We start from the raw sequence: 12244 nt of genomic DNA on the forward strand, positions 1-12244 counted from the left end.
ACGTATCAGAAGCGTCGGATCGATCCTACCGAGTGCGTGCTAACGTGGCGCTCTGATGATGAGACGCTTCCCGACTGCCCTCGTATTTGTCGTAGTTGCTGTCGTCTTTGCCCTTGTCTCGCTGCTCGGCTGCGGCGCGGCCGAGCGACCCGATGGTGGACAAGGGCTGCTCCCGGTCGGCGCGCCCGCGCCCGACGTGTTCGCCGCCGATCAGAACGGCGCGATCCAGCGGCTGTCGGACCAGCGGGGCCGGGCCGTGGTCGTGTACTTCTATCCGAAGGACGGGACGCCGGGCTGCACGGAGGAGGCGTGCGCGTTCCGCGACGCGTGGGATCGCTTCAAGCAGGCAAACGTCCAGATCTTCGGCGTGTCGTCCGACTCGCGCGAGTCGCACGAGAAGTTCTCCACCGAGAACCGGCTGCCGTTCCCGATCCTCGTCGACACCGATCGCACGTGGGCCAACGCGTTCGGCGTGCCCACGCGGCTCGGGATGACGGCGCGCGTGACGTTCCTGATCAACCCCGACGGCAAGGTCGCGAAGGTGTATCCGGACGTGGATCCGGGCGTGCACGCCGAGGAGGTGCTCAAGGACGCCGCGCAGCTCACGGGCGCCGCGCTCCCGGTGGCGCCTGCGGGGTCTGGCAGCGCGGCGCCGGCCGGATCGGACGGCGCTGCGCCGGGCACGGCGCCCGGCGGCGCGGGCACGGCGCCCGGCGGCGCGGGCACGGCGCCGGGCGCGGCGGTGCCTGCGGCGGCGGCGCCGGGCACGGCGGTGCCGGTGGCGACGGGGGCCATGCTGCCGCCGCCGGCTCCTGCGGCGCCGGCGAAGCGGTGACGGCGCGGCGCGCGAGGGGGGTTGACGGGAGCATCCGCACGCGAGAGCACGCGCGTGGTGCATAGGTCGTCGGACACCTGGAAGGTCAACGGGCTCGGGCTGTGCGTCCATCGCTTCCGCGACGAGGGCGCGCGGCCGACCGGCCTGACGTTGCTGCTGCTCCATGGCTTCCTCGACGCGGGGAGCACGTGGGATCTCGTGGCCGAGCCGCTCGCGCGGGCAGGGCACGACGTCGTCGCGCCCGACCTGCGCGGCTTCGGCCGGAGCGCGCGCGTCGGCCCGGGCAGCTACTACTACTTCCCCGACTACATCGCGGACGTCGCGGCGCTCGTCGACGCGCTCGCGCCGGCGCGGCTCGGCGTGGTGGGCCACTCGATGGGCGGCGCGGTCGCGGTGTACTACGCCGGCGCGTGCCCCGACCGCGTCGAGCGCCTGGCGCTGCTCGAGGGCATGGGGCCGCCGGCGAACGCGCCCGAGCTGGCGGTCGTGCGCATGGAGACGTGGCTGCGCGAGATGAAGGGGATCGATCGGGCGCCGCGGCGCCTCGCGTCGATGCAGGACGCGATCGCGCGGCTCGTGGCGCACCACCCGCGCGTGCCGCGCGAGGTGCTCGCGACGCGCGCGCCGCTGCTCACGCGGGAGGAGCCGGGCGGAGGGCTCGCGTGGGCGTACGATCCGGTGCACCGGACGACGTCGCCGCTCGTGTTCCAGCTGGAGGCGTTCAAGGCGTTCCTGGAGCGCATCGCGTGCCCGACGCTCGTCGTGAGCGGGGGGCCGCACGGCTGGCACCCGCCGGACGAGGCGGATCGGACGGCGAGCCTCCGGCGCGCGGAGCACGTCGAGCTGCCGGAGGCCGGCCACATGATGCACTGGTCGGCGGCGAGCGAGCTGGCGGCGCGGCTGGCGGAGTTCTTCGGCCGAGGGAACCCGGACGTGGACGCGGGCGCGGGCTCGGCGGGGCCGGGGAATCCCGGAAGGTGACGGCAGAAGCCCACGGGGGAAGGCGAGGCCGCCCGGGGCGTGAATAAAAGCCCTTGACTTGGCAGGACGAGTAGGTAATCTGCGCGCCTCCTCAACGCGAGGCGTGCCACCTTAGCTCAGTGGTAGAGCAACGGTTTCGTAAACCGTAGGTCTCGGGTTCAAGTCCCGAAGGTGGCTCCAGGACAGTGTCAGCGTGTGCGCTCACCGCCGGGTGAGCAGAAGACCGCTGGCGTGCAGCGGCATGCGCGACGAGCATACCCCCTTGGGAGCTCGTGAGCTTGCGGCCTTCGGTTCAGGAGACCGCTGCTCTACCGAGCTGCGCTCCTGGAACCCAGGCGCTGCTGGCCGCATCGCGGTAGTCGCCTTATCGTTGCGCTCATGTCGAGCGCTACCCCGGGATGCCGCCATGCGACGGTGGAGGACCTCCTGGCGATTCCCGAGGCGGAGCGCTTCCACGGGATAGTCGATGGCGAGCTCGTCCACAAAGCGCTGCCGAGCTCTCGCCACGGCGCCGCGCAGGCGGAGCTCACCACGGAGATCGCCGGGGCTTACGGGCCGCGCGCCCGGGGACGCGGGCCAGGGGGGATGGGTCTTCCCCGTGCCGAGCCGTTCGATGCGGTCGAGTTCTCGGTGCATGGCCTCCTCGCGGGAGATGAAGGCGAGTGAGGGGCTTGATGCGCGGGATTCTGCGCGTTCCGGAGGATCTGCGGCACCTGCGTCGACAGCGCGGTCGGAGGGGCGAGCAAAGCCGGCCGGCTGTTCTTCACAGGAGCCTGCTGGTGAACCTCACGATGGTCAGGTGAGTGGTCGGGTCCGTCGAGCGCGCGGCCTCCCTGCAAAGCTCATGATCTGACATCGCATGTCCCGTGGGCGCGCGCGGCGACTGGCCGGCAAAGCCAGAGGCAGATCCCGGGGGCGCGTCACCGCCTCATGCTCCCGACCACCACAGTGGCAAGGAGCGCCACCAGACCAAGGGCCAGCACCCCGACAACGACGAGCACCCAGCGTATCCGCGACGACGCCGCACGCGTCGCCATCACGCCAGCGCCAGCCCTCGCCTGCTCCCAGGGCTCCGTCCTCGCCAGCCGCTCTCCCGCCGGCCTCGCCGCCATGACCGCCGCTGCCCCCGCCCACTTTTCCGTGCTCGCGGGCGTCCCCATTCCCGCCGCTGGAACCGCCGCACCGTCCCATTTCTCCGTGCTCACCAGCGCGCTGGTTTCTGCCGCACCGGGCCCACCCGCCCCCGGGCCGTCCCCCTCCGCCGTCTCGGCCACCCCACCCTCGATCGGAAGCAGCGCTGGCCACCGCAACCGCGCCCCGGCCGCCACATCCTCGCTCCAGGTCCCCTTCTCCGGCTCCCCCACCTCTCGCAGCCCCCAGGCCGGGTCCACCTTGAACTGCTGCGCCATCCCCAGCCTGCCCCGCGCATCTGCGCCCGCCGCCGCCCTGCCCTCCGCGGCTCCCGCCGCTACCCCGCCCACCGGCGCGGCCCCCGCCCGCAGCGCGTCCACCGACCGCGCCGCCCCCCTCGCCGTCCCCTCCTCCTCCCGGTCCATCTCCCCGCGCCCGCGGATCGCCCTCTCCCGCGCCGCATCCTCCGCCTCGCGCACGAGTTGCCGCGCGGTCGCGTCCTCCGGCGCCACCTCGCCCGGCACGACCCGCCGCGCCACGTCGCGCAGCGCTTCCGCGAGGTCCGCCGCCCGCGCGAACCGCTCCTCCGGCCGCTTTGCGAGGCACGTGGCCACCGCCCGCCACAGCGCCTCCGGGCACCCCGGCAGCACGTCCGGCAGCGGCGCCGCCGGAAGGTGCACGTGCGCCGCCTGGATCTCCGTCTCGCCGATGCCCGACGCCTCGTCGAGCACCGCGTACGGGTGCACCCCCGCCAGCATCTCGTAGAGGACCACGCCGAGCGCATACACGTCCGCGCGCGCGTCCACGGCGCCCCCTTTCACCTGCTCCGGCGCCATGTAGCGCGACGTCCCGACCACGCTCCCGAGCCGCGTCAGCGCGAGCCCGCGCGCGTCCTTCGCCACGCCGAAGTCGACGAGGCGCGCGCGCACGCCGTCGCTCACCAGGATGTTCTCGGGCTTCACATCGCGGTGCACCAGCGCGGCCGCGTGCGCCGTCGAGAGCGCGTCCGCGATCTGGATCGCGCAGTGGAGCGCGCGCACCACGTCGAGCCGCGCGCCGCCGGCGATCATCTCCCGCAGCGCGACGCCGACCACGCGCTCCATCACCATGAAGAGCCGCCCGTCCGCTGCCCTTCCGGCGTCGTACAGGCGCACGATGTTCGGGTGCGCCACCCGCGCGACGAGCTTCATCTCCCGGAGGAAGCGCTCGGCGTAGCGCGCCTCCCCCGCGAGCGCGCGGTGGATGATCTTGATGGCCACCGGGCGCTCGAGCGTCGTGTCGAGCGCGGCCCAGACCTCGCCCATCCCGCCGCGCCCGAGGAGGCGGTCGATCAGGAAGCGCCCCTGGAACAGCGCCCCGGGGCGCGTCAGATCATCGACGCTCTCTACCTCTCGACTCCCCGCCACCTCGCGACTCCCCGCCACCTCGCGACTCCCCGCCTCGCGGCGCGCCACGCCGCAACACACCGGCCATCGTCGCTTCTCTACCCTTGTTGCCCCTCCCGGGGAAAGGTAGCTTCGGGTGTCCATCGCGCGCTCGACGCACGCCGCGCCCGAGCAGCGCGCCCCCGGAGCCCCATGTCGAGCCAGCGCCCCGAACCCGACGACGGCGATCCGACCCTCGAGGCCCGCGTCGACCACGCCGTCGCGCCCTACGCCGATCTCCTGCCGGCGCAGGATCTCGAGGCGCTGCGCGCGCTGACCGCGCGCTTCCTCGCGACGCACCCCGTCGCCGCCCCGCTCGTCGACCGGATCCGCCCGCGCACGCCGCCCACCTCGAGCGGCGAGGTCGACCGGCGCGATCCGGCGGCGCTGGCCGCGGCGGCGGAGCGGCTCGCGGCGAGGTCGAGCGCAAACCAGGGACGCGGCCGAGGGCGCCCCCGATGAGCCCCGACGACCGGGCGCAGAGGCCGCTGAGCCCCGAGCAGCAGGCGCTCGTCGCGCAGGCCGTGCCGCTCGCAGAGAAGCTCTGCGACCAGTTCCTCCGGCGCACGCGCGCGCGCTACGTGGCCGACGATCTCCGCTCCGCCGCGCTCCAGGCGCTCCACGAGGCCGCGCTCGGGTACGACCCCGCCCGCGGCGTCCCCTTCGCGGTCTACGCGTGGCGGCGCATCGACGGCGCGCTCTCGGACGCGCTGCGGCAGGAGTCGAAGCACTGGCGCGCCGCCCGCGAGGACGGCTACGACGCCGCCGAGGCGGTGCACGACGCGAGCGACCTCCTCGCCGACGGCGACGCCGAGACGACCGCGCACGTCGACGAGATGGGCGACCAGGTCGCCGCGGCGGCGGTGCTCGGCCTCGTGGGGCGAGCGCTCGCCGCGCCAGGCGAGGAGGGCGAGCGGCTCCGCGCCACGTACGAGCGCGCGATCCGCGCGGCGGAGGACGCGCTGGCGCGGCTCACGGAGGGAGAGCGGCGCGTCCTCCTGCTCCATCACGTCGAGCAGCGGACCTGGCAGGCGATCGGCGACGCGCTCGGCTGCTCGGAGAGCACCGCGAAGCGGCGCGGCACCGCGGCCCGGAAGCGCTTCGCCGCCGCGCTGCGCGCGGAACGGCAGCGCGCGCAGGGGGACGCGTCCGCGCCGGAGCGGGCCGGGGTCTCCGGGCGCGGCCCCCGGATGAGCTCCGGAGGTCCCCCCGGGGGGTGATCCCGTGGCGCAAGCACGCCAGTGGCCGCCCCGCGCGAACGGCGGCGCGATGGGGGGTGATCCTGCTAAGCTTGAGCCGCCGAGGGCACCCCATGACGGACCAGAGCCTGCTCGAACGCATCACCGCCGAACCCGAGATCATGTCCGGGAAGCCGGTCGTGCGCGGGACCCGGCTCACCGTGCCGTTCCTTCTGGGCTTGCTCGCCCACGGCGCCACCGTCGACGAACTCCTGGACGAGTACGAAGGCCTGACCCGCGAGGACATCCAGGCCTGCCTGCTCTTCGCCAGCCGCTCCCTGGAGCAGACCTCATTTCTGCCGAGCCTGAGGGAAGCGGTCTGAGTGCGGTTCCTGGTAGATGAGTGCACTGGACCGCGCGTGGCGAGCTGGCTGCGCGATCAGCAGCACGACGTCTTCTCGGTTTACGAACAAGCTCGCGGCCTCGACGACGCCAGCGTGCTTGCAATGGCTGTCCAGGAAGACCGGATCCTCATCACGAACGATACGGACTTCGGGGAGCGCGTGTTCCGCTCCCGCCAGCCGCATCGCGGCGTCGTCTTGCTTCGGCTGGCAGACGAGCGCAGCGCCAGCAAGATCGCCGCCCTGCAGCGCCTCCTGGCGCACCATGCCGCCGATCTGGCCGGCGCGTTTGTCGTGGTGGGCGAGGCATCGATCCGCATCGTCCGCCCGTGATCCCGGTCAGGCGACCCGCCTGCACGCGAACGCATCGCGAGCCGGAAGCCCGGAAACGCTGCGCTGCCGCCCTGCGCTCGAAGCGGCTCGCGCGCAGGACGGCACCGTCGCCTCGCTCAGGCAGGGCTCTCCGCCACGAGATCCGGGACGGGCGTCATGTCCGGGTCCTCCCCGCCGCCGCTGCCGCCGGTCCCGCCACCGCCGCTGCCGCCCTTCCCGGGCCCCTCGCTCCCCTTCGGCGTCTCCTTCCTCGACCGGCCCACGTTCGGCCGGCCCGCCACGAACAGCGACGGGAACCGCTCCTGCACGCGCGCGTTCTTTCGCCAGAGCCACAGCGCCGCCGCCCGCACCTCGTCGTAGCGCTGGCAGAGCAGCGTCCAGACCCGCACGTACCGGTCGTAGGCCTCCCGGGCCTTCGGCGTCAGCGCGGCCGAGAGCTTCTGGATCATCACCCCGGCCAGCTCCCGCGCCCGCGCCGCGTCGCCGGCCCGGTAGTGCTTCCGGTCCGCCTTCACCACGTCGGCGCGCAGCTCGTAGATCCGCGCGTAGCCGAGCAGGTCGTTCGCGAGGTCGCGGTGGCCGGTGCCCGGCCGCAGCCGGTCGAGCTCCGGCTTGATCGCGGGATCGTCCGCGAGCTGGTACTCGCAGAGCGCCTGCATGCGCCCCTCGACCTCCACCGCCTCGGTGACGAGCGCCTCCGGCAGCCGCGCGTCCGTCTCGAGCGCGCCGGCGGCCCGCGCCTCCGCGAGCGCGTGGAGCGTGGCGAAGCACGCGAGCCCGAGCTCGTCGAGGTGGGTGATGTCGAACTCCTCCCGGGGCAGCCGCGCGAAGCGCGCGCGCACGTCGGGCGATGACACGAAGCCGACGACGCCGAGCGCCGCGTACGTGGCCGCCTCGACGTCCATCCTCACGGTGACGAGCTCGGCCTCGGAGAGGCCGTCGAGCTGCGAGGCGAGCGCCTCGATGGCCTTCTTCCCGGCCGCAGGGTCGTAGATGGGCGGGGTGTAGGACGGCTCTCCAGAGGCGGCGGTCAGGGAGCGCTTCTTCGTCTTCGTCGCAGCAGGCATGTCTCTCCTCCTGAAGTCTCCTCGAACAGGGAGGCTGTTGGTTGGACCCGGCCCGGCCCATCGCCGCGCCGCGCGGGACGCGAGCGCACGATGGACCGGGGCCCGTGGGAAGGAGCGCGCCGCGCGAAGGGGATCACCGCCCGGCGTCGCTCTGTCCCGTCACAGGGGTAAATCGGGAGCGCGACCCCGATCGGGTCACGAAAATCGACCGGGGCCCCCGTCGTTTTCTTGTTCCGCGCGGCCCTGCACGGCCGGGTGATCCGCCGGGCCGGCAAAAAGCTGTCCTGGTGGGCGCTCGGCAGGTGCCAGGTTGAATTTCAATTCTCCCCGCGGCTTCCGACAGCCTCCGGGTTGAATTTCAATTCTCCCGACGGCTCTCGACAGCCTCCGCTTTGAATTTCAATTCTCCCCGGAGCCTCTCGACAGCCTCCGGGTTGAATTTCAATTCTGTCCGCGGCTCCCGACAGCCTGCGGGTTGAATTTCAATTCTCCCCGGAGCCTCTCGACCCCCGGGGGGGCAAGGGGGAAGAACGAATGCCGGCCGTGGCGATTTCGTGCTGTCCGGCGTCTGTCATCCGGCCAGCGCGGCCCGCCGGCGTGAGCAGCCCACGACGCCGCGCGCGCCAGCAGCTCAGGCGGCACGCCGGCAGCGCTCAGGCAGCACGCCGGCGCCCTACATCGTCAGCACCAGCTTGCCCACCGTGCTGCCCGACTCCAGCGCCCGGTGCGCCTCCCCTGCCCGCTCCAGCGGGTACGTCGTCACCGGCGGCGCCGACAGGCGCCCCTCGTCCAGCCAGCCCGCGAGCCGCTCCATGGCCTCGCGCAGGATCTCCGTCTCGTGGAACAGGTACGAGAGGTTGAACGCCAGCACGCTCTTGTTGTCGTTGCAGAGGTCGAGCGGGTTGAAGCGCGGCATCCGCACGAAGTCGAGCGCGAGCTTCGCGTAGTTCGGGCGGCCGCCCTGCCGCGGCAGCATCGTGTGGAAGCCGTACACGACGAGCTTCCCCGCCGGCCCGAGGTGCCTGTAGCTCTGCCGCAGCGTCTCGACCCCGTTCGCGTCGAGCACCACGTCGTAGCCCTCGGGCGCGAGCCGCTCCGCCGCAACCCAGAGCGGCTCGCGGCTCTTGTCGATCACCGCGTCGGCGCCGAGCCGCCTCGCCGCCTCGACCTTGTGCGCCGCCCCCACGACGCCCACCACGCGACAGCCGGCGACCTTGCCGAGCTGCACCAGCGCGCCGCCCACGCCGCCGGCGGCCGAGTGAACCAGCAACGCCATGCCCGGCCGCAGGCGCACGAGCTCGTACAGCGCGTAGTACGCCGTCATGAAGACCGCCGGGAAGCCGGCCGCCTGCTCCGGCGTGAGGCGCGCGGGCAGCGGGAAGACCTGGTGCCGCGGGACCACGACGCGCGACGCGTAGCCGCCGAAGCGGGTCACCGCGAACACGGGCGCCCCCGGGGCGAGATCGGAGACGCCCTCGCCGAGCGCGGCGACGGTGCCGGCGAGCTCGAAGCCGGGCGTGATCGGCCAGCCGACGTACTTCTTCGCCGACTCGTAGAGACCCATGCGGACGACACAATCGGCGTAATTGACGCCCGCGGCCTGCACGTCGACGAGCACCTCGCCGCGCGCAGGGGTCGGGTCGGGGTGCTCCTCGACGCGGAGCTTGTCGTGGCTGCCGGGCTCGTGGACGACGATCTTGCGCATGGGGACCTGCTCTAGAGGATCGGCGCCGGGAGCGCATCCGCCGGAGAGGCTCGCGGCACGCCGCCCAGCGGAGCCCGGCCGGGGGCGCGTGGCCCGCTGGAGGCGGAGGCGCAGGATCGCCCCGTCGCGCTCCCGTGGGCCTGGCGATCGCTCGTCAATCCAGTTCAGGACGGTCCCGGAGCAGCCGGCAGGCACGACGACCGCCGCGCCGCGCGCGACGAGCGCCGCGGCCGCTCGGGATCGAGCGCGCGCTCATCGCCGCCCGCCTACGCCGCCGAGCGACAGCGGGAACGAGCCGAGCGTCCCCTGCTTCGCCGGCCTGCCCGGCTCGAACACGAGCGCTCCCGTGATCAGACCGCCGGCGAGCAGCGCCGCGCCACCGCCGAGCCATAACCAGTACGCGGCGCGCCCGCGAGCATCGTCCAGCTTCACCTCGATGCGCCGCGATTCGCCGTCTCGCACCAGGACGTCGGCCTGATACGCCAGCATCCCCGGCGCAGTCACCCGCAACAGATGCGCTCCGCTCGGCACAGAGCCCTCCCACGCGCCGCGACCGACCACCTTGCCGTCGACCGCGATCGCATCGTTCGATCCGGCCACCACCCGGAGACGACCCCGGGGGGCGATCTTCTCCAGGGCCGCGGAGAACGCGATATGTCCCCCGCCGGTGACGGTCTCGGTACGCGTGAGCTCCTTGAAGCCCGGTTTGACGATCCGAATCTGCCGCTCTCCGATGTCCACCGGTACCGGCTCCGGAAACGGCGTCGTCCCCACGACCTCGCCATCGACGAACACCGTGGCCCCCGGCGCGCTCGCCAGGATCTCCATGCGGCTCACCAGCCGCTCGGCGAACGCGCGGAGCTCGACGATGTCCTTCCGCTCGTCGACCGTGAGCGCAGCCCCGGCCTCGGCTTCCATCCGATCGAGCGTCTTGAGCAGCCGCGCGTAACGGCGCATCTCCTTGTGGCAACGCGCGACGTCCCAGAGCAACCGGTGGTCCCGCGAGAGCTCATAGGCGCGATGGAACCGCTCGCCCGCGCCGCTGTAGTCGCCTTGCCGGAAGAGCACGCCCGCCGTGATGTACTCCGCCTTGGCCATGCCCGTGAGCGACTGCGCGAGCGGCGGCCGCTCTGCCGGCGCGGACGCGGGCGCAGGCGGCGCGGGCGTGCTCGGCGCCGGCCGGGGCGGCGGCTGCGTCTGCGCCCTGGCACCGGCAGCCGTAACGCCAAGCCCCATGATCAGGAGCAGGGTCCACACCCTTGGTACATCACGCCGCGCTCTGCTCGCCCTCATCGTCCCTCAGCGGAGGCCTACCCGCCGCCACCACGGCGCATCCTAGCCACGGCGCCGGTCCGAACGGAGAAAATCGTAAGCTCCATCGCGCTCGTTTTGCCTGGCTGCCGCCTGGGGAAGTAGCATCGCGCGCTCATGAGGCTCTTGCTCGGGACCGCGCTGCTGCTGGCCACGCTCTCTCTGCCCACGCAGGCGGCGGCGCAGTCGTCGACCGCCATTGCGCTGGACCAGCTCGATCCAGCACCTGCCGGCGATCCCTTCTTCGGGGTGCCGTCTCCCTGGGTGGACGGCCACGTCGTCCCGCGAGCCCACGTGTCCGTCAGCCATGCGGACGCGCCTCTGACGCTCGCGCAGGGCGATGACGTGCGAGAGGTGGTGGGAAGCCAGACGATCCTGCACCTCGGCCTGGCGCTCCCGCTGTGGGATCGGCTGCTCGTGTCCGCGACGCTGCCGCTCGCCGTGGCGCAAACCGGCGACGGCGCGGCGGTGCCAGGCGAGCCGGCGCCGCCAGGTGCGCCGACGCCCGACGCGCCGGAGTCGCCCGCCGCCGGCGATCTGCGCCTGGGCGTGCGCATCCGGGCGTTCGGCGGGGAGGACGCCCCGGTGCAGATCGGCGCGAGCTTCGGGCTGCACCTGCCGACCGGCGCGACCGACGCGTACATGGGCGAGGGAACGGTGCGGGTCACGCCGCAGCTCATCGCCGGCGGACGTGTGGAGCGGCTGGTCTGGAGCGCCGCGGTGGGCGCGACGTTCCGCAGCTCGGGCAACCCCTCGACGGTGACCTACGGCGGCGGCGCGGCGCTGCTGCTCTGGGAGGAGCGGCTGCAGGTGGGCCCGGAGATCTACGCCGCAACGCCGATCCAGGGCGGCTCGGTGGGCCTCTCCGACTTCACGCGGGTGGAGCACAGGCGCACGACGCGCGCCGAGGCGCTGCTCGGAGCCCGCGTCCGGCCGCTCGCAGGCACCGCGCTCGGCGGCCTCGTGGTGGGCGCCGCTCTCGGACCCGGGTTCGGCGAGGGCCTCGGAACCCCGGCGTTCCGGCTCGTGGGCATGCTGGCCTGGGCGCCGCCTTCCGGCGGCCGCGGCGCAGCGGCCGCAGACTCGGACGGCGACGGGCTGCTGGACACCGAGGAGGCGTGTCCGTACGCGGCCGGACAGCGCAGCGCGGACGCGAGGCGCAACGGCTGCCCGGTGGAGGATCGGGACGAGGACGGCGTGCCAGACCCGGACGATGCTTGCCCGGAGAAGGCAGGCGAGGCCGGCGCGACGGCCTCGCGGCGGGGGTGCCCGCTGGATACCGACGGCGACGGGCTGCAAGATTCACTGGACTTCTGCCCCAAGGAGGCCGGCGCGGCGGACGGCAAGGACACGAAGCCGGGGTGCCCCGCGCCGCCGCCGCCGCCGGCGCCGCCGCCGGTGACGGATGCGGACGGCGACGGGATCCTGGATCCCGACGACGTTTGCCCGCGAGAGAAGGGGCCGGCCAGCGAGGACGCAGCGGCGCGCGGCTGTCCGAAGCGCGTACGGGTTCAGGGCGAGGAGGTCGTGCTGCTCGAGCCGATCGGGTGGAAGGGCGTGCAGGCCTTGCAGCCGGCGATCGATCCGCGATCGGCGCCCGCGCTGGAGGAAATGGCCGCGGTGATCCAGGACCACCCGGAGTGGGCGAGGATCGAAGTACAGGCGCATACCGACGGCACAGGGGACGCGAAGTTCAACGAGATGATCTCCGCGGCGCGGGCAGAGGCGGTGCGCAAATGGCTCGTCGAGAAGGGGATCGCGGCGGACCGGCTCGTGGCGAAGGGGTACGGTGCGAGCAAGCCGATCGCGGACAACACGAAGGCGGAGGGCCGGGCGAAGAACCGGCGGGTGCAGCTCCTCGTGCTGGAGAGGAAGTGA

At 73.3% G+C, this 12244-nt stretch carries 12 protein-coding genes and 1 tRNA gene; 9 read left to right on the forward strand and 4 right to left on the reverse strand.

All coding sequences use genetic code 11. The features are described 5' to 3' along the window. Positions 1–55 precede the first annotated feature (55 nt). The 4 genes from WMF24_RS26935 to WMF24_RS26950 all read left to right on the forward strand — a co-directional run bounded on the left by WMF24_RS26935 (position 56) and on the right by WMF24_RS26950 (position 2482). Positions 56–835: a peroxiredoxin gene (locus WMF24_RS26935; RefSeq protein WP_437730256.1), complete on the forward strand. Its 780-nt coding sequence runs from the start codon at positions 56–58 to the stop codon at positions 833–835. 54 nt (positions 836–889) lie between these two features. Continuing rightward, on the forward strand, positions 890–1816 hold the full coding sequence (locus WMF24_RS26940) for an alpha/beta fold hydrolase (protein ID WP_437730257.1): 927 nt from the start codon (positions 890–892) through the stop codon (positions 1814–1816). Between the two features lie 105 nt (positions 1817–1921). After that, positions 1922–1996: transfer RNA gene (locus WMF24_RS26945), tRNA-Thr, on the forward strand. A 198-nt stretch (positions 1997–2194) separates the two neighbouring features. Next, on the forward strand, positions 2195–2482 hold the full coding sequence (locus tag WMF24_RS26950) for a hypothetical protein (RefSeq protein WP_437730258.1): 288 nt from the start codon (positions 2195–2197) through the stop codon (positions 2480–2482). Positions 2483–2736: 254 nt separating this feature from the next. Here the strand turns inward: WMF24_RS26950 and WMF24_RS26955 are convergent, their stop codons facing one another. Next, positions 2737–4353: a serine/threonine-protein kinase gene (locus WMF24_RS26955; RefSeq protein WP_437730259.1), complete on the reverse strand. Its 1617-nt coding sequence runs from the start codon at positions 4351–4353 to the stop codon at positions 2737–2739. Between the two features lie 171 nt (positions 4354–4524). Between WMF24_RS26955 and WMF24_RS26960 the strand changes: the two genes are divergently transcribed. The 4 genes from WMF24_RS26960 to WMF24_RS26975 all read left to right on the forward strand — a co-directional run bounded on the left by WMF24_RS26960 (position 4525) and on the right by WMF24_RS26975 (position 6283). Then, positions 4525–4833, forward strand: a complete 309-nt coding sequence (locus WMF24_RS26960; protein WP_437730260.1) for a hypothetical protein — start codon at positions 4525–4527, stop codon at positions 4831–4833. Beyond that, positions 4830–5591 (forward strand): sigma-70 family RNA polymerase sigma factor, encoded by a 762-nt coding sequence (locus tag WMF24_RS26965; protein ID WP_437730261.1) that lies wholly within the window; start codon positions 4830–4832, stop codon positions 5589–5591. The genes WMF24_RS26960 and WMF24_RS26965 overlap by 4 nt, the downstream gene beginning before the upstream one ends. A gap of 92 nt (positions 5592–5683) precedes the next feature. Then, complete coding sequence (locus tag WMF24_RS26970; RefSeq protein WP_437730262.1) at positions 5684–5932, forward strand: DUF433 domain-containing protein; 249 nt, start codon at positions 5684–5686, stop codon at positions 5930–5932. Beyond that, positions 5933–6283, forward strand: a complete 351-nt coding sequence (locus tag WMF24_RS26975; protein ID WP_437730263.1) for a DUF5615 family PIN-like protein — start codon at positions 5933–5935, stop codon at positions 6281–6283. A 116-nt stretch (positions 6284–6399) separates the two neighbouring features. On the opposite strand, the gene WMF24_RS26980 is transcribed toward WMF24_RS26975, so the two are convergent. The 3 genes from WMF24_RS26980 to WMF24_RS26990 all read right to left on the reverse strand — a co-directional run bounded on the left by WMF24_RS26980 (position 6400) and on the right by WMF24_RS26990 (position 10312). Then, positions 6400–7350, reverse strand: coding sequence for a hypothetical protein (locus WMF24_RS26980; protein WP_437730264.1), 951 nt, complete (start codon positions 7348–7350; stop codon positions 6400–6402). Positions 7351–8023: 673 nt separating this feature from the next. Continuing rightward, a complete protein-coding gene (locus WMF24_RS26985) occupies positions 8024–9055 on the reverse strand; it encodes a synaptic vesicle VAT-1 family membrane protein (RefSeq protein ID WP_437730265.1) in 1032 nt (343 codons plus the stop codon). A 252-nt stretch (positions 9056–9307) separates the two neighbouring features. After that, complete coding sequence (locus WMF24_RS26990) at positions 9308–10312, reverse strand: PEGA domain-containing protein (RefSeq protein ID WP_437730266.1); 1005 nt, start codon at positions 10310–10312, stop codon at positions 9308–9310. A gap of 171 nt (positions 10313–10483) precedes the next feature. On the opposite strand from WMF24_RS26990, the gene WMF24_RS26995 reads away from it, so the two are divergent. Then, a complete protein-coding gene (locus WMF24_RS26995) occupies positions 10484–12244 on the forward strand; it encodes an OmpA family protein (RefSeq protein ID WP_437730267.1) in 1761 nt (586 codons plus the stop codon).

This window comes from Sorangium sp. So ce1335 (assembly GCF_051521615.1).
GTDB lineage: Bacteria > Myxococcota_A > Polyangia > Polyangiales > Polyangiaceae > Sorangium.